Below are 18255 nucleotides of genomic sequence, written 5' to 3'. Positions count from 1 at the left end.
CCAGTCTGTCATCCCCGCGATGATCGCAGAATGCAGGATGAGAGCGGCGATGGACGCATATCGCAGCCATCGGCGCTCACGTCCTGCGTTTTCGAGGGAACGTGAGCGGATGAGACGGGGCGGTGCCCGATGTGGACGCGGAATAGGCTGGGTGACATGAGCGCAGAGGTCTCCGAGCTGTTCGACGCGAGCGCATGGACCGAGGTCGACGGCTTCAGCGCCCTCACCGACATCACCTACCACCACTCGGTCGATGGGCGCATCGCCCGCGTCGCGTTCGATCGACCGGAGGTGCGCAACGCCTTCCGCCCGCACACGGTCGACGAGCTCTACGCAACCCTCGAGGACGCCCGCGGCAACCCGCGCGTCGGCGTCGTACTGCTCACCGGCAACGGGCCGAGCCCGAAGGATGGCGGCTGGGCCTTCTGCTCGGGCGGCGACCAGCGCATCCGCGGCCGGGACGGCTACAAATACGCGGATGGCGAGACCGCGACGGGCATCGATGCCGCCCGCTCCGGGCGCCTGCACATCCTCGAGGTGCAACGGCTCATCCGCTTCATGCCCAAGGTCGTCATCGCCGTCGTTCCCGGCTGGGCGGCGGGCGGTGGACACTCCCTGCACGTGGTGTGCGACCTCACCATCGCGAGCGAGGAGCACGGCCGATTCAAGCAGACGGATGCCGATGTCGGCTCCTTCGACGCGGGCTACGGGAGCGCCTACTTCGCGCGCCAGATCGGTCAGAAGAACGCGCGCGAGGTGTTCTTCCTCGCCCGGGAGTACTCGGCCCGCCGCGCCTACGAGATGGGCGCCGTGAACGCCGTCGTGCCTCACGCCGAGCTCGAGGCGACGGCCATCGAGTGGGCGCGCGAGATCCTCACCAAGTCGCCCACCGCCATCCGCATGCTCAAGTTCGCCTTCAACGCGGTGGACGACGGACTGGTCGGCCAGCAGGTGTTCGCCGGCGAGGCCACCCGGCTCGCCTACGGAACGGACGAGGCGGTCGAGGGCCGCGACGCCTTTCTCGAGAAGCGCGAACCCGACTGGTCGCCCTACCCCTGGCAGTTCTGAGCATGGCGCGCCCGCTCCTGCGCGTCGACGGAGGCGATCCGCGCGCCGTGACGGATGCGCTCCGCTCGGCGTTGGACGGTGGGCCGGCGGTGTTCCCGGCGGCAGACGTGGTCGACGCGGCAGACGGGGCCGACGCGGCAATCGCCGTGCCTGCGGAGGTCGCCGACGAGGTCGCGCTGGTGATCGAGACGAGCGGGTCGAGCGGCCGCCCGAAACGCGTGGCACTCTCGGCCGCCGCACTGCTGGCGTCGGCTGACGCGTCCGCAGCGGCGATCGGCGGTAGCGGACAGTGGCTGATGGCGCTGCCCACGCACTACATCGCCGGGGTCAACGTGCTCGTGCGCAGCATCGTCGCGGGTAGCGAGCCCGTGCCCATGACCGTCGGCCACTTCGACGCCCACGAGTTCTCCGTCGCCGCCGAGCGGATGCAGGAGGTCGGGCGCTACACCGCCCTCGTCCCCGTGCAACTCGCCCGCATCGTCGACGCGTCCGAACGCGACGACGCCGTGCGAGCTGTGGCGGCGCGGTTCGACCGCATCCTGATCGGCGGCCAGGCCGCGCCGCGCGACCTGCTCGATCGGGCCCGGGCTCTGGGACTCGCCGTGACCAGGACGTACGGATCGAGCGAGACGTCGGGCGGCTGCGTGTACGACGGCCGACCGATCGGCGACACCCGCATCGCGATCGTCGGCGGAGCGGTCGAGCTCAGCGGATCGGTGCTCGCGGAGGGCTACCTTCACGATGCCGAACGCACCGCATCCGCGTTCACGGTGCACGACGACCGGCGCTGGTACCGCACGGGTGACCTCGGCGGCCTCGGCGGCGACGGATCGCTGCGGGTGACCGGGCGCGCCGACAACGTCATCATCAGCGGAGGCACCAAGGTGTCGCTCGACGCGGTCGAACGCGCCGTTCGTGGCCTCGATGGACTCCAGGATGCCGTCGTCATATCGACGTCGAGCGCGCAGTGGGGCCAGGTGCCCGTCGTCGTCGCGACCTCGGCGGGAGCGACGATCGCCGACGTGCGCGCTCGTGTCGGGGCCGAGCTGGGGCCGGCCGCCCGACCCGATCGCATCCTGGTCGTCGACCGTATACCGCTGCTGAGCACGGGCAAGCCCGACCGACGCGCGGTGGCCGTTCTGCTGGATCCCGCCGACGCTTCGAGTGTTGGTGAAGTCCGGAGCGGTGCGACCTCATGAATCGGCCCGCTTCATGAACGCAGAGGCGACTCATAGCGGCGCCCGTCGTCCGTCCGGCCGGCGCCCTCTACAATCCTCCTCGTGGCACAACCTCGACCCTCGCAATCGCGACCAGCGCATCCTCGACCGGCGGAGACACGACCCGCGCAACCCCGACAGGCGACCAGAGTGAGCTCCAGCAACCCCTCCCGCAGCGGCAACCCGGCCAAGAGGGCCGTCGCCGAACGCGCAGCGGCCGTTCCGGCCGGGGCGGCCGGTTGGATCGCGGGCGCCCGCATCCGCACCCTGACTCTCGCAATCGCACCCGTTGCCGCAGGAACCGGCGCGGCCATCGTGATCGCGGGCCCGGGCGTCTTCCACTGGGTGCGCGCGCTGCTGTGCCTCGTCGTCGCGCTCGGCCTGCAGATCGGGGTCAACTACGCCAACGACTACTCCGATGGCATCCGGGGGACGGATGCCTACCGCGTCGGCCCGGCACGCCTCACGGGGTCGGGGGCCGTGAGCCCGAAACGGGTGCTGGTCGTGGCGCTGGTGTTCTTCGGCATCGCCGCGGTCGCCGGTCTCGCTCTCGTCGTGCTGACCCAGCAGTGGTGGCTCCTCGCCGTCGGTGCGGTCGCTCTGGTCGCCGCCTGGTTCTACACCGGCGGCCGACGCCCCTACGGCTATGCGGGCCTGGGCGAGCTCGCCGTGTTCGTGTTCTTCGGCCTCGTCGCAACGGCGGGCACCACCTTCGTGCAGGTGCTCTACGTGAGCCTGGAGAGCTGGCTCGCCGGCGTCGCCATCGGCCTCGTGGCCTGCGCGGTGCTCATGGTGAACAACCTGCGCGATCGCGACCAGGACCGGCTCGCGGGCAAGCGCACCCTCTCGGTGCTCATCGGCCGCACGGCGTCGAAGGTCGTCTACTGCGTGTTCCTGCTGGCGCCGTTCGTGATCGTCGCGCTCATCGCACTGGTGTATCCGCTGGGCTGGCTCACCCTGTTCGGGCTGCTGCTCGCTCTTCCCGCCGCGCTCATCACGTGCACGGCGAAGACCTCAGCCGAGCTCATCCTTGCGCTGAAGCTCACGAGCTTCGTCGGCCTGATCATCGGCGTCGGTCTGGGGGCCGCGTTCGCGTTCTGACGCCGTAGCGCGCTGACGCGCATCGGCCTGGGCCCGATCGATGGCGGCATCCTCGCTCTCGTCGTCGACGTGGACGACGGGCTTGTCGGGGTGGCGGGCGTCGTAGATGGCGGTCGAGACCTTCTCGCGCGGGCGGCGCAGGAAGATGTACGACACGCACAGGCCGATGATGGCCGAGAGCAGGGCGGAGAGCCACGGGTTCACTCCGGCGATGAGCAGCACCGCGAGCGGCACGAAGAACGCCAACAACCGCAGAACGGTGAACCCTACCCAGGATGATGCCTTCACGATCCTCGATTCTACGTTCGCCGACTGGGAGCGGATCTCACGGCCCGCTCCCCGGAGATGTCGCAGGATTCCGACCTAGACTTACGTGCATGGTCCGCCTGTTGTTCGGCCTCGGCGTCGCGGTCGTGGTCTTCACGATCTTCTCGCTCGTCGACTGCGCGCTCTTCGAGAAGACGCGCATCCGCGGCGTGCCTCGGGCCGTCTGGATCATCGTCATCCTTCTCCTCCCGGTCATCGGCGGGGTGCTGTGGTTCATCATCGGACGCGGCCGGCGTTCGTCGGGCGGAGCCCGCAGCATGGCCCCAGACGACGACCCCGAATTCCTCGGGCAGCTGGGGCGCGACGCCGCACAGGAGGAGCGCATCCGCCGCCTGGAGCAGGAGCTCGCCGACCTCGACGACGACAAGCCGGATTCCACCGATCGCCGTGACGGCGACAAGCCCGGCAGGACGGATGCCTGAAGCCGGTCGCTCGGCGAGCCCGGCGACGGATGCGGCGTTCGTGCTGCTCGAGGCCCTCGTCGATGCCGGCATCCGAGACGTCGTGGTGTGCCCCGGCTCGCGCTCGCAGGCACTCGCCCTGGCCGCCGCCGAGCTCGATCGCGTCGGAGCCCTGCGGCTGCACGTGCGGTTGGATGAACGCGGGGCGGGCTTCCTCGCGCTCGGCATGGCACGCGAGAGCGGGGTGCCGGCTCCCGTCATCACGACGTCGGGGACAGCGGTCGCCAATCTGCACCCGGCGATGCTCGAGGCGACCCATTCGGGCGTGCCCTTCATCGCGCTGACCGCCGATCGGCCCGAAGAGCTGCGGGGCATCCGGTCGAACCAGACCACGCGCCAAGCCGGGATCTTCGACGACACCCGCCGCTACGAGGTGGATGTGGCGGCTCCGACGGGTGCCGACGGCGAGCTCGGGGCGGTGCGCCGGCTGGCGCTGGATGCGGTGGCCGTTGCCACCGATGTCCGCGATCCGGGGCCGGTGCATCTCAACCTGCAGTACCGCGAACCGCTCTCCGCCGCCGCGACTCGGCCGACCGCGCTGGCGGCGCCTCTCGCCGTCGAGGTGACTGCTGCGGTGGCCTCCGAGGATGACGCCGTCGACGTGTCCGCCATCCGTTCCTCGCCTGGGCGCGACATCGGCGAGCCCGTCGTGCTCGAGCACGGCCCGCGCACCGTGGTGGTCGCCGGCAGTGGGGCAGGGGAGGAGGCGGAGGCGCTCGCCCGTGCGGGCGGCTGGCCGCTGCTGGCGGAGGTCGTCAGCGGAGCGCACTTCGGACCGAACCTGGTCGTGGCCTATCGCGAGCTTCTGGATGACGCCGAGTTCGGTGGTGCCGTGGAGCGCGCCATCGTCTTCGGTACCCCCTCGCTCAGCCGGCAGGTTCCCGCTCTCGTGCGTCGGGGCGATGTCGAGACGGTCGTCGTCCACTCTGCGGGCGCCGACCGCTACGACCCCGGGCACGCCGTCGATCGTTTCGTGTCGTCCGCCCGGGTGGCCGACCACGAGCAGACGCCCGATGAGCGGCGATGGACGGGGCGATGGGTGTCGGCCAGCCGACGCCTGCTCGACGAGAGCCGGACCACCGATCCGCTCGTCCCCCTCGGCAGTGGGGTCGACGCGCGCCGCGAGTTCCTCGCCACCGAGCTGGCCGTCGCGAAGCGGGCGATCGATCGCCGCATGCTCGCTGAGGCGGTGTGGAACGCGACGTGGCCGCACGACCGACTCGTGCTCGGAGCCAGTCGCCTGGTGCGCGATGTGGACCGGTCGGCGCCGGGCAAGCGCATCACCGTGCACGCCAATCGCGGCCTCGCGGGCATCGACGGGACGGTCGCCACCACGCTCGGGGTCGCGCTCGCCAGCCAGGCCGACGGGTCGCCCGGCGTCACGCGTGCCCTCATCGGCGACCTCACCCTCCTGCACGACGCGGGGTCGCTGCTGATCGGCGACGGGGAGATCCGCCCGCGGGTGCTGCTCATCGTCGGGAACGACGGCGGCGGAACCATCTTCGACACACTCGAAGTGGCCGCATCCGCTCCCCGCGATGCCTTCGATCGGGTGATGTTCACGCCGCAGTCCGTCGACGTCGCAGCGCTCGCCGCAGCGTACGGCTGGGAGTACCGCCGCGCCGAGACGCAGGCTCGACTCATCGACGCGCTGACCGCATCCGTCACCGCCCCCACGATTCTCGAGGTGCCGCTGCAGCGGTGATGCGGCAGGATGGCCTCACACGCGTGTGCGAGGAGGCAGTCGATGGCCGGTATCGAGAAGTTCTGGGACGACGACCCGACGTCGCTGCTGCGCGTGCATGACGGATTCGTGCTCGACGAGGCTCGGGCGGCCGATACGCCCGGGTTCTCGGGCAAGAAGAAGGACGCCGAGAAGGCACTCGCCGAGGGCGCGGACGTGCTCTCCGACCTGCAGGACATGTTCTTCGCCGCGAGCACTCTCGGGGCACGCGGCTCGATCCTCCTCGTGTTGCAGGCGATGGACACCGCGGGCAAGGGCGGCATCACCAAGCACGTGATGGGTGCGGTCGCCCCCGGAGGCATCGCCTACCACGCGTTCAAGGCGCCGACGGCCGAGGAGCGCGCGCACGACTTCCTCTGGCGCATCAACCGAGAGCTGCCGCCCGCCGGCCAGATCGGCGTGTTCGACCGATCGCACTACGAGGACGTGCTCATCGGGAGCGTCCGCCAGCTGGCACCGCCCGCCGAGATCGACGAACGCTTCGTCGCCATCAACAACTTCGAGCGTCGGCTGACCGAGACGGGCACGACGGTCATCAAGGTGATGCTGCACATCTCGAGCGACGAGCAGAAGGAGCGATTGTCCGCTCGGCTGGATCGGCCAGACAAGCACTGGAAGTACAACCCGACCGATGTCGACGAGCGGATGCGCTGGGCCGAGTACCAGAAGGCGTATCAGCGCGTGTTCGACCTGACCTCCACCGCCAACGCTCCGTGGTACGTCGTCCCGGGCAACCACAAGTGGTATGCCCGGCTGGCGGTGCAGCACCTGCTCATCGACGCGCTCCGCGACATCGACCCCGCCTATCCGACCGCCGACTACGACGTCGAGCTCGAGAAGAAGCGCCTCGCCGCCACCTGACGCTACGCCAGGGCCTCGACGATCGGCCGGAACTTGATGCGCGACTCGGCGAGCTCGGCCGCGGGGTCGGAATCGCCGACGATGCCGCATCCGGCGTAGGCGTGCACCACGTCGTCCTCGTCCACCTGTGCGCACCTCAGGGCGATCGCCCATTCCCCGTCCCCGTGGGCGTCGATCCATCCGACAGGTCCCGCATAGCGACCGCGGTCGAACTTCTCGAGCGAGCGGATGACGGCGAGCGCGGCATCCGTCGGTGTTCCCGCCACCGCGGCGGTCGGATGCATGTCGGCGACCAGGTCGAGTGAGGTCGATCCGTCGTGCAGCACCCCCTCGACGTCGGTGGCGAGGTGCCACAGGTTCGGCAGCCGCAGGGTGAACGGCTGCGACTTCTGCAGCCGGATCGTGTGGCGACCCAGGGTGTCGAGAACGCTCCGCACCGCGAAGGCGTGCTCAGCCGTGTTCTTGGGCGACCGGGCGAGGGAGTCCGCCGCCTCCGCGTCCGCGCGGTCGTCGCGCCCACGAGGCAGCGTTCCGGCTAGCACGCGCGCAGACACCGTGCCCTTCTCGCTGCGCACGAGGGTCTCAGGGCTCGCGCCGACCATGCCGTCGACGCAGAAGGTCCAGCAGTCCGGGTAGCCGATGGCGAGCTCCGCGGCGATCCGGCGAACGTCGGATCCGGCGGGCAGCCGGCCGATCAGGTCGCGGGCGAGCACGACTTTGCCGAGCTCGTCGTCGTTGATCCGGCCTACCGCGGTCGATACGGCGTCGACGTAGTCGGCGGGAGACGTCTGCCCGGCGCGGAGGGTGACCCGGAAGTCGTCGCCGAACGCCCGCATCACGGGGTCGATGCCCGCTCCGTCGCCGATGCGCGTCACCCACGCCTTGCTGCCCCGCCGGCCGACGATCAACTCGGGCACGATGAGCACGCTCGTCGCATTCGATTCGTCGGCGAAGGCGAACGTGCCGAACGCGACGAGTCCGCTGCCGGGTAGCCGCACATCGTCGTCGATCTGCGCCCGCGCGACCACGTCCCGCCACGCGGCAGCCGCATCCGTCAGTCGATCGGGGCCCGAGAACTCGAGCCTCAGGGCCTCGCCGTAGCCGGCGATGCCATCGCCTCCGCGCATCCACAGCAGCGGATGCCGCGGGTCTGCGAGGAACACCAGCGATCGGAGCCCGGCCGTGTGGCGCGTGCGCACCGTCAGGGCCTGGGCATCCGTCACGGTTCTCAGCCTACGCGCGGGCAGGCCGGGGATCGGCGCTAGGCGACGACCTCGACGCCGCGCCAGAAGGCCACGTAGTCGGTGATCTCCTTCGCGGCGTCCTTGGGCTCGGGGTAGACCCACGCGGCGTCGGGGTTCTCCTTGCCGTCCACGCTCACGTGGTAGTAGCTCGCAAGGCCCTTCCACGGACATACGGTGTGGCGCTGGCTGTCGCTGAAGTACTCGCGGTTGATCGAGCTCGGCGGGAAGTACGCGTTGCCCTCGACCTCGATGGTCTCGTCGGATTCGGCGAGCACGGTTCCGTTCCAGATGGCCTTCATCGTTCTTCTCCTCGGAAGTTCGCAAGCGGCGGACGGATGCCCGCTGGTCGTTGGGTGCAACCGCCCGACCCGGCATCCCATTCCCCGCCGTGCCTAGACTCGATGCATGATGCGCGCCGACCTCCACAAGCAGCCCGAGCAGGTCTCGGCGATGTTCGACGAGGTCGCCGCCAGCTACGACCGCACCAACACCGTCCTCTCGGTCGGCAACGCCGCGCTCTGGCGCGCGGCCACCACGCGGGCCGTCGCCCCGCAGCGCGGTGAGTCGGTGCTCGACGTCGCAGCTGGTACCGGCACGTCCAGCGCATCGCTCGCTCGCAGCGGCGCCTACGTGACCGCCGCAGACTTCTCGCCGGGCATGATCGAGGTCGGTCGGCGGCGCCAGGCCGGGGTGCCCAACATCGTCTTCGTCGAGGCGGATGCCACGGCGCTGCCCTTCGACGACGGGTCGTTCGACGCCGTGACGATCTCGTTCGGGCTCCGCAACGTGGTCGAGCCGAAGAAGGCGATCGCCGAGTTCCTGCGCGTGCTGCGGCCGGGCGGCCGGCTCGTCATCTGCGAGTTCTCGACGCCTCCCGTCGGGCTCGTCCGGTTCGGCTACGGCTTCTACCAGCGCTACGTCATGCCGCCGCTCGTGAGGCTGTCGAGTTCGAACGACTCCGCATACGAGTACCTCAACGAGTCGATCAACGCGTGGCCCGACCAGGCGGCCCTGTCGGCCTGGCTGCGGGAGGCAGGATTCACGGATGTCGCCCACCGCAACCTGACCGCGGGCGTCGTGGCGCTGCATCGCGGAGTGAAGCCGGTCTGAGGCCCGGCGGCGCCCCCTCGGGCATCGGCTGAGCATCCGGCAACGCATCCATCTGGGCATCCGACCCAGAGCGGAACGTACCAGCGCGCCCCGGTAGGCTGGACGGGTGAATCCTCGGGCCGTCCGGCGCAGTACAGCGCTCGCAGCGCAACTCGGACTCGTGGACCGACTTCGATCCACGCCCGCCGACCGTGAACTCGCCCGCGACATCGACGCGGGTCTCGACCGGGTCGAGGCCGACCTGGCCGAACAGGTTCGGTTCGCCGACGAGATCGCCGACACCACCACGAGCTACCTCCTCAAAGCGGGCGGCAAACGCGTTCGGCCGGTTCTCACCCTGCTCACCGCACACCTCGGCCGGGGCATCACCGACGAGGTCATCGCTGCCGCCACGGCCATCGAGGTCACCCACCTCGGCTCGCTCTACCACGACGACGTCATGGACGACGCCGACAAGCGTCGAGGCGTGCCGTCGGCGCAGACGGTGTGGGGCAACTCGGTCGCCATCCTCGCGGGCGACCTGCTGTTCGCCCGCGCGAGCCAGCTCATGGCCGAACTCGGGGAGCGGGCCATCCGTCTGCAGGCCGCGACTTTCGAGCGCCTCGTGCTCGGCCAGTTGCACGAGACGGTGGGCGCGCCAGACGGCGAGGACCCCGTGCAGCACTACCTGCAGGTGCTCGCCGACAAGACCGGCTCGCTCATCGCCGCCGCAGCGCGCTCGGGCGTGATCTTCTCCGGAGCGCCCGACGAGTTCGAGCAGCCCATCGTCGAGTACGGCGAGCGGGTGGGCGTCGCGTTCCAGATCATCGACGACGTCATCGACCTCTCGCCGCAACCACGCGACACGGGCAAGGTTCCCGGCACCGACCTCCGGGCAGGCGTCGTCACCCTCCCGCTGCTGCGACTTCGCGAACTCGCCCAGACGGATGCGGCATCCGCCGACCTCCTCGACCGCCTCGAGCGCGACGTCATCGGTGTGCCCGAGGGTGACGATCCGGTCGCCGACGCGCTCATCGCCGAGCTGCGCGCGCATCCGGCGACCGAGTACACCCTCGCTGAGGCGCACCGTTGGGCCCGAGACGCCGTATCGTCCCTCGACCCGCTGCCGCAGGGTCAGGTCACCAAGGCGCTCACCCGCTTCGCCGACACCGTCGTCGAACGCAGCAACTAGCAACGACACCCCTCGACCCCTCCGGAAGGCTTACATGACCAAGCTCCGTCTGGCCATCGTCGGCGCTGGCCCGGCCGGCATCTACGCCGCCGACATCCTGCTCAAGTCCGAGCGCAACTTCGACGTGTCCATCGACCTGTTCGACCACCTGCCGGCACCGTACGGGCTCGTGAGGTACGGCGTCGCGCCCGACCACCCGCGCATCAAGGGCATCATCACAGCCCTCCGCGACGTGCTCGACCGCGGCGACATCCGCATCTTCGGAAACGTGCGCTTCGGCGAGGACCTGACCCTCGACGACCTCAAGAAGCACTACAACGCCGTCATCTTCGCCACGGGGGCCGTGCGCGATGCGGACCTGGGGATCCCGGGCATCGAGCTCGAGGGCTCCTACGGCGCGGCCGAGTTCGTCAGCTGGTACGACGGGCACCCCGACTACCCGCGCGAGTGGCCGCTCGAGGCCCGATCCGTCGCGGTCATCGGCAATGGGAACGTCGCCCTCGACGTCGCGCGCGTGCTGGCCAAGCACGCCGATGACCTGCTGCCGACCGAGATACCCGCCAACGTCTACGACGGCCTCGCGGACTCTCCCGTCACCGACGTGCACGTGTTCGGTCGCCGCGGACCGACGTCGGTCAAGTTCACGCCGCTCGAACTGCGAGAGCTCGGGGAGCTGCGCGACGTGGACATGATCGTGCACGACGAGGACTTCGACTACGACGACGCCGCCCGGGCGGCCGTGGCCGGCAACAAGCAGGTCTTCGTGATCGACAAGGTGCTGCAGCAGTGGCGCCAGCGCGAGGTGGGCCAGGCATCCCGCCGACTCCACCTGCACTTCTTCGCCAAGCCGCTCGAGGTCCTCGACGACGGCAACGGGCGCGTCGGAGCGATCCGTTACGAGCGGACCGCTCCGGATGGAGAGGGCGGAGTGGTCGGAACCGGCGAGATCCGCGAGATACCCATCGAGGCGCTCTACCGTGCCGTGGGCTACTTCGGCTCCTCGCTGCCGGGAATCCCGTTCGACAAGCGTTTCGGCGTCATCCCGAACCACGAGGGCCAGGTGCTCGTCCGCGACAAGGAGACCGGGGAGTCGCGCCAGCTCTACGGCGTGTACGCCACCGGCTGGATCAAGCGCGGCCCGGTCGGCCTCATCGGGCACACCAAGAGCGACGCGATGGAGACCGTCCGCCACCTCATCAACGACCTCGGCAACTGGTGGCGTCCCGAGTCGCCGTCGGAGGAGAGCGTCGTCGAGCTGCTGGAGTCCCGTGGCATCCGCTACACCGACCTCGACGGCTGGCACCGGCTCGACGAGCACGAGCTCGCGCTGGGAACGGATGCGCAACGCACGCGCATCAAGGTCGTTCCCCGCGACGAGATGGTCGACATTTCACGAGCGGAGCTGAGCGCATGACACTGACGCTGGGATACAAGGCATCCGCCGAGCAGTTCGCGCCCCGCGAGCTGGTCGAGCTCGCCGTCGCGGCCGAGGAGCACGGGTTCGAATCGGCGTTCGCGAGCGACCACTTCCAGCCCTGGCGCCACGAGGGCGGGCACGCGCCGTTCTCGCTGGCGTGGATGGCGGCGGTGGGCGAGCGCACCTCCACGATCCGCATCGGCACGAGCGTCATGACGCCGACCTTCCGCTACAACCCGGCCGTGCTGGCCCAAGCCTTCGCGACTCTCGGCTGCCTCTACCCCGGCCGCATCATCGCCGGTTTCGGCACCGGTGAGGCGCTCAACGAGATCGCGACCGGCTTCCGGGGTACTGGCGAGCAGGACTGGCCGGAGTTCAAGGAGCGCTTCGGCCGCCTCCGCGAGAGCGTTCGGCTCATGCGCGCGCTGTGGAGTGAGGATCGCGTCGACTTCGAGGGCGAGTACTACTCGACCCACGGCGCATCGATCTACGACCGCCCCGAGGGCGGCATCCCCATCTACATCGCCGCGGGTGGTCCCACGGTCGCCAAGTACGCCGGCCGTGCCGGGGACGGTTTCATCTGCACGTCGGGCAAAGGGTGGGACCTCTACACCGAGCAGCTCGTGCCGGCCGTGAAGGAGGGCGCTGCGGCTGCCGACCGTTCCTACGACGACATCGATCGCATGATCGAGATCAAGCTGTCGTACGAGGAGACCGAGGACGCCGCGCTCGAGAACACCCGGTTCTGGGCCCCGCTCGCGCTCTCGGCCGAACAGAAGTCGAGCATCCACGACCCGATCGAGATGGAGAAGGCGGCCGACGCGCTGCCCATCGAGAAGATCGCCTCGCGCTGGATCGTCGGCAGCGACCCGGATGCGGTGACCTCCGAGATCGCGAAGTACGTCGACGCCGGCTTCACCCATCTCGTCTTCCACGCTCCGGGCGAGGACCAGCGGCGGTTCCTCACCCTGTTCGAGCGCGACCTCGCGCCGCGGCTGCGCTCGCTCTAGTCCTTCGGAAAGCCTGGTGCTTTCGGGGGCGTGAGGGCGGACCATAGGCTGGCACCGTGGCCAAGCATCACGACTGGCAGCCCGACGTTCTGGGGGCGCCGTACCAACAGCTGACGTTGCCGCTCGCGGCCGACGATGAGGGCGATGTCGTGGCGACGCTCGTGCGACGCGCGGATCAGGTGGGCGCGCTGGCCGACCTGCATCGGGGTCCACTGCGCGGGACGGACGTGCTCTACGTCCATGGCTGGTCGGACTACTTCTTCCAGAAGCCACTCGCCGCGTATTGGCGCGAGCAGGGAGCCCGGTTCTTCGCGCTCGACCTGCGCAAGTACGGGAGGAGCCTTCGCCCGGGACAGACCCCGGGTTACGTCACCGATCTCGGCACCTACGACGACGACATCGAGGCCGCCCTCGACGTGATGGGGCACGGACTCGCGGATCCGCTCGGCGAGCGATCCCTCATCCTGATGGGGCACTCGACCGGCGGCCTCACCCTCAGCCTCTGGACGGCCCGCCATCCGGAGCGCGTCGCCGCCCTCGTGCTCAACAGCCCGTGGCTCGAGTTCCAGGCGCGCGCCCTCGCGCGGACGGTGATCACGCCCATCGAGCGGGCGCGCGCGAGCCTCGATCCGCTCGGGGTGCAGCCCAAGGTCGACCTCGGCTACTACACCCGCTCTGTCTCGGCCGCGCTCGGAGGGGAGTGGGAGTACGACACCACCTGGCGGCCGGCGCGGGGTTTCGACACGCATCCGGGATGGATGGCGGCCATCTTCGCCGGTCAGGCACGTGTGGCCGCGGGGCTCGCGATGCCGACGCCGGCGCTCACCCTGCTGTCGGCCCGGTCGACCATGTCCGCCACGTGGTCGCCCGCCATGACCCGGAGCGACATCGTCCTCGACGTCGAGGACACCGCTCGGGCGGCCCTGCACCTCGGCAGCACCGTGACCGTCGCGCGGATCGACGGCGCGCTGCACGACGTCGTGCTCTCGGCGCCGCGCCCGCGGCAGGAGGCGTTCGCCGCGATCACCCGCTGGATGGCCGGCTACGCCCCCCGTTGAGAGAACGGCCCCCGCAGGGCAGCCCACTGCAGCAGCATGATGGTCTTCGCGTCGATGATGTCGCCGCCGATTCGAGTCAGGGCGTCATCGAAGGCCAGCTCGAGGATCTCGATGTCCTCGCCCTCGTCGACGAGACCGGCGCGCTCGCCGATGGAGCGCTCATAGGGAGCCGCGAAGAAATGCAGCACCTCGGTCACCGAGCCCGGACTCATGAAGGCATCGAAGACGCGCTCGACGTCACCGACCTCGAGCCCGGTCTCCTCCTGGGCCTCGCGACGGATGGCGGTCTCCGCGTCGTCCTCATCGAGCAGGCCAGCCGCCACCTCGATGAGCTCGCCGTCGGGATGCCCGTTCACGTACGCCGGGAACCGGAACTGGCGCGTGAGCAGCACGGTACGGGCAGAGCGGTTGTAGAGCAGGATGCACGCGCCGTTGCCGCGGTCGTAGGTCTCGCGCTCCTGCACCGACCAGGTGCCGTCGGAGTGCTGGAAGTCGAACGTCGTCCGACGCGTCACGTACCAGTTCGACGAGACCACCTCGACGTCGCGCACGCGCACGCGTGGATTGCCGGTGAGGTCACGCCCCGCGCGATCCAGGCCGGTGCGCCCGCGACGGTCGGGAGTGTCGACGCCCTCCGCCATCCGTCAGCGGAAGTTGACGAACTGCAGGGCGACGTCGAGGTCCTTGCCCTTGAGCAGCGCCATGGTCGCCTGCAGGTCGTCGCGGCTCTTGGAGGAGACCCGCAGCTCGTCGCCCTGGATCTGGCTCTTGACGCTCTTCGGCGCCTCGTCGCGGATGATCTTCGAGACCTTCTTGGCGTTGTCGCTGTCGATGCCGTTCTTGAGCGCGATCTCGACGCGGAACTCCTTGCCCGACGGGTAGGGCTCTCCGGTGTCCAGTGAGCGCAGGGTGATGCCGCGCTTGATGAACTTCGACTCGACGACCTCGAGTACCGCCTTGACGCGTTCGTCGGTCGCGGCCTTCAGGAGGATCTTCTCGCCACTCCACTCGACGGATGCGCCGACGTTCTTGAAGTCGTAGCGCTGCTCGACCTCCTTGCGCGCCTGATTGACGGCATTCTCGGCCTCCATCTTGTCGACCTTGGAGACGATGTCAAACGTGGAATCAGCCATGGTGAGAGCCTAGCGACGCAAGCCCATCACCGCTTGTGGAGAGCGGATGCCTTGTGCGCCGCTTGGGCTCCTGTCTTCTCGCTCTCGACGATGTACATCGGCTCATCGGAACTCGCCCGGAACTGCTGATCGTCGAACGTGAAGTCCTTGACTCGCTTGCCGACGACGTGTCCGTGGGTCGTGCCCTGCGACGTCGACCAGCTCACGGAGTCGCCCTTGGATAGGTCAACCATGAAGCGACGGTAATCCGGTGGCGTCATCCTCGCCCGGGGGTTGACGGATCGCGTCGTCAGCGCTGCGGGTCGAGCAGCCGTGGGCCCAGGACGAGCATCAACCCGAACGTGCCGACGGCGGCGAAGAAGAGAGCGGCGCCGATCATCGACGTGCCGAGGTACTCATTCCACCAGATCAGGACGGTCGAGGTGCTCGTCCACCAGAGGTCGGCGACGGCGGCGGATGCCGACAGCCACGCTGTCAGCAGCGCCCATATCGCGAACACGAGTCCCCGGAGCGGAGCGGTTCGCCCCAGCACGACGCGCCCCGCGATCGCAGCGACCAGAGCGACGAGTGCCGCATAGCCGTTCATCTCTGCGGAGTGGTATCCGCCGTCGCCGTACGGCATCCACCCGATGCGCGGAAAAGAGGATCGAGCCTCGAACATGACCGCGATGCCGAGCATTCCGAGCACTCCCGCGCGGCGAGCGAGCGCGCGAACCCAGCCTTTTGACAACACCGTCGCGCCGAAGGACGCCGGCGCCGGAGCGGTCTGATGATCCGCACTCACGCGGGCGGCACGGCCGTCGAGGAGCGCACGATCAGCTCGTAGGGCAGGGCGGGCGCCGCGGGCGCGGCCTCCGTCGTCGGCTTCAGCTCCTCCATGAGGATCTCCACCGCCATCTCGCCCTGCCCGCGCGGGAACTGGGCGACGGTGGTGAGACCGAAGAAGTCGGAGAGGTCGTGGTCGTCGACGCCGACGATCGACACGTCGCGCGGCACCACCAGCCCGAGGTCGCGGGCGGCGAGGATGGCGCCGATCGCCATCTCGTCCGATGAGGCGAACACGGCGGTCGGGCGCCCCTGCGGTGCGCCGAGCAGTTGCTTCGCCGCGTGGTAGCCGCCGTGGATGGTGAAGTCGGCAGGGGCGAAGGATGCGGGGTCCGCGGCCAGGCCGGCCGCCTCCAGCGCGCTCTCGTAGCCCAGCCGCCGGTTCGTCGACATGTGGAAGTCGAGATCGAACTCGGGCGACCCGCCGATGTGGGCGATCTCGGTGTGGCCGAGGGAGATGAGGTGTTCGGTGGCAAGGCGGGCGATGAGGGTGTCGTCGATGGACAGCGTGCGCACACCGGAGATCGGGCCGCCGATGCCCACGAGCGGCTTGGCGAGCGTGTGGAGTCGCTTGACCTCGGCCTCGGTGAGTTCGAGCGAGATGGCGATCACCGCGTCGACGCGTTGGCGGAGGAGGAAGTGCTCGAAGACGCTGTGGCGCTCATCCGCGTCTCCGGAGAGGTTGTAGAGCGTGAGGTCGTAGCCGTGGCGGAGGAGAGCGCTCTGCACTCCTTCGAGCACGGAGGAGAAGAACCAGCGGGCCAGGAACGGCACCACCACCGCGATGTTGCGCGTGCGACCGGATGCCAGGCTCGACGCATTCGACGACACCACGTAGTCGAGTTCGAGGGCGGCGGCCTCGACCTTGGAGCGGGTGGCGGGGGAGACGTGCACGTTTCCGCTCAGTGCGCGCGAGACCGTCGCAGTCGAGACGCCCGCCAACCGGGCGACCTCTTCGATGCCGGCCATCAGCTGCCCTCCGTGCGGTCTGCAGGAAATCCTACTGGCGGGGTGCCGCGCCGATGAGCAGCGCGGGCGCATGGGAAAGGGGCCGGAGCGTGAGCTCCGACCCCCGAGCGGCCGCCCCCGGCCGCCCCCATCCACCCGACTCCTCCACAGAGTCGGGAGCTTTCTAGCTCGAAGCCAGGAGTGTCTCAGCCTGCTTCTGAGCATCCGACAGCAGCTTGTCGATGTCGGCGTTCTGGTCGGTCAGCACGGCCTGCACCACCGGGTCGAGGAGTGCGTAGAGCTCCTGCGTCTTGACGCCCGGCTCCGGCAGGAGTGGCTGGTTGAAGATGTTGTCGGTGTAGCTGGTCATCTGGTCGAGGGGCACATTGACGTAGTCCTTGATCCACGTCTGCGACTCCTCGTAGGTGGCCCGGTCGAAGATCGGCATCTGGGGAGCGCCGACCGGGGTGGCCTGCGCGGCGTTCACCTTGGCGTCCTGCACCGCGGCGTCCTTGTCGGTCAGCTTTCCCATGTAGTAGAAGTCGATCCACTTGACGGCTGCGGCCTGCTGCGCCTTGTCGGCCTTCGCACTCACCGCGGCGAGCGTGCCGCCGCCGAGCACTCCGGCGTTCTTCGAGTCGGTCAGCGGAATCACACTGAGCCCGTAGTCGTCGGGGTTCATCTTGTTCTGCGTGAAGAGGTTGCCGTAGTTGCCGCCTCCGGACACGTACATGGCCAGCTGGCCGGATGCGAACGCCTGGTTGATGCCGCTCCAGTCGTAGAGGAAGTTGGCGCCCATCGAGTTGTCCGTCCACCGCATGGTCTTCAGCATCTCGAGCACGGCCTCCATCTGCGGTGTGTCGACGGCCGCCTTGACCGTCTTGCCCGCGCCGGTCTCGACGCTGCCACCGAAGGCGTTGTCGAGGGTGGTGAGAATCCATCCGCCGGTGTTCGACTGCGTCATGGTCGCGTAGCCCGCCACGCCCGTCTTGTCGGCGATGATCTTGGCGTCCTTGCGAACTTCGTCCCACGTCGTCGGGGGCTTGTCGGGGTCGAGCCCGGCCTCCGTGAACAGGGTGCGGTTGTAGTGCAGGCCTTGGCTGTACGCGGCAATCGGCACGGCCCATAGCTTGCCATCCGTGTTCTCGCCGGCGATGGCGACCTTGGGGTTGTACTTGTCCGCATACGGCAGCTTGGCGATCTCGGCCGAGACGTCGGCGACCTGACCGTTGGCGATGAGGCTGCGGCCGTCGGTGAAGGGGATCGGGAACACGTCGGGCAGGGTGCCACCGGCGAGCGCGGCAGCGAACGTGGTGCCGTCCCAGGTGAATTCCTTCGCCTTGACCGTGATGTCGGGGTACTTCTTCTCGAACTGCGCGATGCGATCGTCGAACGCCTGCTTGGCGGGCTTCTCGAGCCCGGCGTCCATCGACACGGTGATGCTGGTCTTGCCGTCGGCGGAATCACCGCCCGATGCTGCACAGCCGGCGAGGCCTCCGACGAGGGCGGCCGTTGCGACGGCGGCGCCCGCGATTCGTAGCGACTTCATTGTCTTGTCTC

Annotated in this window: 20 protein-coding genes; 11 read left to right on the top strand and 9 right to left on the bottom strand. The window is 69.2% G+C overall.

Annotation, left to right across the window (positions count from 1 at the left end; all coding sequences use genetic code 11):
- The first annotated feature begins 156 nt into the window (after positions 1-156).
- The 3 genes from E6C70_RS16270 (at position 157) to E6C70_RS16260 (ending at position 3386) form a co-directional block, all read left to right on the top strand.
- Entirely contained in the window at positions 157-1068 is a 912-nt protein-coding gene (locus E6C70_RS16270; protein ID WP_136425551.1) for a 1,4-dihydroxy-2-naphthoyl-CoA synthase, read from the top strand.
- Positions 1069-1070: 2 nt separating this feature from the next.
- Positions 1071-2267: an AMP-binding protein gene (locus tag E6C70_RS16265; protein WP_136425550.1), complete on the top strand. Its 1197-nt coding sequence runs from the start codon at positions 1071-1073 to the stop codon at positions 2265-2267.
- Positions 2268-2435: 168 nt separating this feature from the next.
- Positions 2436-3386 (top strand): 1,4-dihydroxy-2-naphthoate polyprenyltransferase, encoded by a 951-nt coding sequence (locus E6C70_RS16260; protein WP_136425549.1) that lies wholly within the window; start codon positions 2436-2438, stop codon positions 3384-3386.
- On the opposite strand, the gene E6C70_RS16255 is transcribed toward E6C70_RS16260, so the two are convergent.
- On the bottom strand, positions 3300-3674 hold the full coding sequence (locus E6C70_RS16255) for a DUF4229 domain-containing protein (protein WP_168770996.1): 375 nt from the start codon (positions 3672-3674) through the stop codon (positions 3300-3302). The two genes, E6C70_RS16260 and E6C70_RS16255, sit on opposite strands and share 87 nt — an antisense overlap.
- 89 nt (positions 3675-3763) lie before the next feature.
- Here E6C70_RS16255 and E6C70_RS16250 point away from each other — a divergent pair, with 89 nt between their 5' ends.
- Genes E6C70_RS16250 through E6C70_RS16240 form a run of 3 tightly spaced genes read left to right on the top strand, consistent with a single transcriptional unit; the run spans position 3764 to position 6779 of the window.
- Positions 3764-4135, top strand: a complete 372-nt coding sequence (locus tag E6C70_RS16250; protein ID WP_136425547.1) for a PLD nuclease N-terminal domain-containing protein — start codon at positions 3764-3766, stop codon at positions 4133-4135.
- Positions 4128-5879, top strand: coding sequence for a 2-succinyl-5-enolpyruvyl-6-hydroxy-3-cyclohexene-1-carboxylic-acid synthase (gene menD, locus E6C70_RS16245; RefSeq protein WP_136425546.1), 1752 nt, complete (start codon positions 4128-4130; stop codon positions 5877-5879). The genes E6C70_RS16250 and menD overlap by 8 nt, the downstream gene beginning before the upstream one ends.
- Positions 5880-5921: 42 nt before the next feature.
- The gene (locus E6C70_RS16240) at positions 5922-6779 is read left to right on the top strand and encodes a PPK2 family polyphosphate kinase (protein ID WP_136425545.1); all 858 of its coding nucleotides are present in this window, start codon (positions 5922-5924) and stop codon (positions 6777-6779) included.
- A gap of 2 nt (positions 6780-6781) precedes the next feature.
- Here E6C70_RS16240 and E6C70_RS16235 read toward each other — a convergent pair whose 3' ends face one another.
- Together E6C70_RS16235 and E6C70_RS16230 are read right to left on the bottom strand one after the other, a co-directional pair.
- Positions 6782-8002: an isochorismate synthase gene (locus E6C70_RS16235; RefSeq protein WP_235833589.1), complete on the bottom strand. Its 1221-nt coding sequence runs from the start codon at positions 8000-8002 to the stop codon at positions 6782-6784.
- 38 nt (positions 8003-8040) lie between these two features.
- Positions 8041-8403, bottom strand: a complete 363-nt coding sequence (locus E6C70_RS16230; protein ID WP_491044378.1) for a DUF427 domain-containing protein — start codon at positions 8401-8403, stop codon at positions 8041-8043.
- Between the two features lie 25 nt (positions 8404-8428).
- On the opposite strand from E6C70_RS16230, the gene ubiE reads away from it, so the two are divergent.
- From ubiE to E6C70_RS16205, 5 genes are all read left to right on the top strand, one after another.
- Positions 8429-9133, top strand: coding sequence for a bifunctional demethylmenaquinone methyltransferase/2-methoxy-6-polyprenyl-1,4-benzoquinol methylase UbiE (gene ubiE, locus E6C70_RS16225; RefSeq protein ID WP_136425543.1), 705 nt, complete (start codon positions 8429-8431; stop codon positions 9131-9133).
- A gap of 106 nt (positions 9134-9239) precedes the next feature.
- Positions 9240-10304 carry a polyprenyl synthetase family protein gene (locus E6C70_RS16220; protein ID WP_136425542.1) on the top strand — a complete coding sequence of 355 codons (1065 nt, stop codon included), beginning with the start codon at positions 9240-9242 and terminating at the stop codon, positions 10302-10304.
- A 34-nt stretch (positions 10305-10338) separates the two neighbouring features.
- A complete protein-coding gene (locus E6C70_RS16215) occupies positions 10339-11718 on the top strand; it encodes an FAD-dependent oxidoreductase (protein WP_136425541.1) in 1380 nt (459 codons plus the stop codon).
- The gene (fgd, locus tag E6C70_RS16210) at positions 11715-12731 is read left to right on the top strand and encodes a glucose-6-phosphate dehydrogenase (coenzyme-F420) (protein ID WP_136425540.1); all 1017 of its coding nucleotides are present in this window, start codon (positions 11715-11717) and stop codon (positions 12729-12731) included. Before E6C70_RS16215 ends, fgd begins: the two co-directional genes overlap by 4 nt.
- Before the next feature lie 56 nt (positions 12732-12787).
- Positions 12788-13789 carry an alpha/beta hydrolase gene (locus tag E6C70_RS16205; protein WP_136425539.1) on the top strand — a complete coding sequence of 334 codons (1002 nt, stop codon included), beginning with the start codon at positions 12788-12790 and terminating at the stop codon, positions 13787-13789.
- On the opposite strand, the gene E6C70_RS16200 is transcribed toward E6C70_RS16205, so the two are convergent.
- The 6 genes from E6C70_RS16200 to E6C70_RS16175 all read right to left on the bottom strand — a co-directional run bounded on the left by E6C70_RS16200 (position 13774) and on the right by E6C70_RS16175 (position 18244).
- On the bottom strand, positions 13774-14430 hold the full coding sequence (locus E6C70_RS16200) for an NUDIX domain-containing protein (RefSeq protein WP_136425538.1): 657 nt from the start codon (positions 14428-14430) through the stop codon (positions 13774-13776). The genes E6C70_RS16205 and E6C70_RS16200 overlap by 16 nt on opposite strands.
- Positions 14431-14433: 3 nt before the next feature.
- On the bottom strand, positions 14434-14922 hold the full coding sequence (locus tag E6C70_RS16195) for a YajQ family cyclic di-GMP-binding protein (RefSeq protein WP_136425537.1): 489 nt from the start codon (positions 14920-14922) through the stop codon (positions 14434-14436).
- Between the two features lie 26 nt (positions 14923-14948).
- Complete coding sequence (locus E6C70_RS16190) at positions 14949-15155, bottom strand: hypervirulence associated TUDOR domain-containing protein (protein ID WP_136425536.1); 207 nt, start codon at positions 15153-15155, stop codon at positions 14949-14951.
- A 56-nt stretch (positions 15156-15211) separates the two neighbouring features.
- The gene (locus tag E6C70_RS16185; protein WP_136425535.1) at positions 15212-15706 is read right to left on the bottom strand and encodes a hypothetical protein; all 495 of its coding nucleotides are present in this window, start codon (positions 15704-15706) and stop codon (positions 15212-15214) included.
- The gene (locus E6C70_RS16180; protein ID WP_136425534.1) at positions 15703-16716 is read right to left on the bottom strand and encodes a LacI family DNA-binding transcriptional regulator; all 1014 of its coding nucleotides are present in this window, start codon (positions 16714-16716) and stop codon (positions 15703-15705) included. Before E6C70_RS16180 ends, E6C70_RS16185 begins: the two co-directional genes overlap by 4 nt.
- A gap of 163 nt (positions 16717-16879) precedes the next feature.
- Positions 16880-18244 carry an ABC transporter substrate-binding protein gene (locus E6C70_RS16175; protein ID WP_136425533.1) on the bottom strand — a complete coding sequence of 455 codons (1365 nt, stop codon included), beginning with the start codon at positions 18242-18244 and terminating at the stop codon, positions 16880-16882.
- Positions 18245-18255 lie beyond the last annotated feature (11 nt).

This window comes from Orlajensenia flava, from assembly GCF_004801905.1.
Lineage (GTDB): Bacteria > Actinomycetota > Actinomycetes > Actinomycetales > Microbacteriaceae > Orlajensenia > Orlajensenia flava.
The sequence above is the reverse complement of the archived record's forward strand: the minus strand, read 5'-3'. Positions and strand labels throughout refer to the sequence as shown.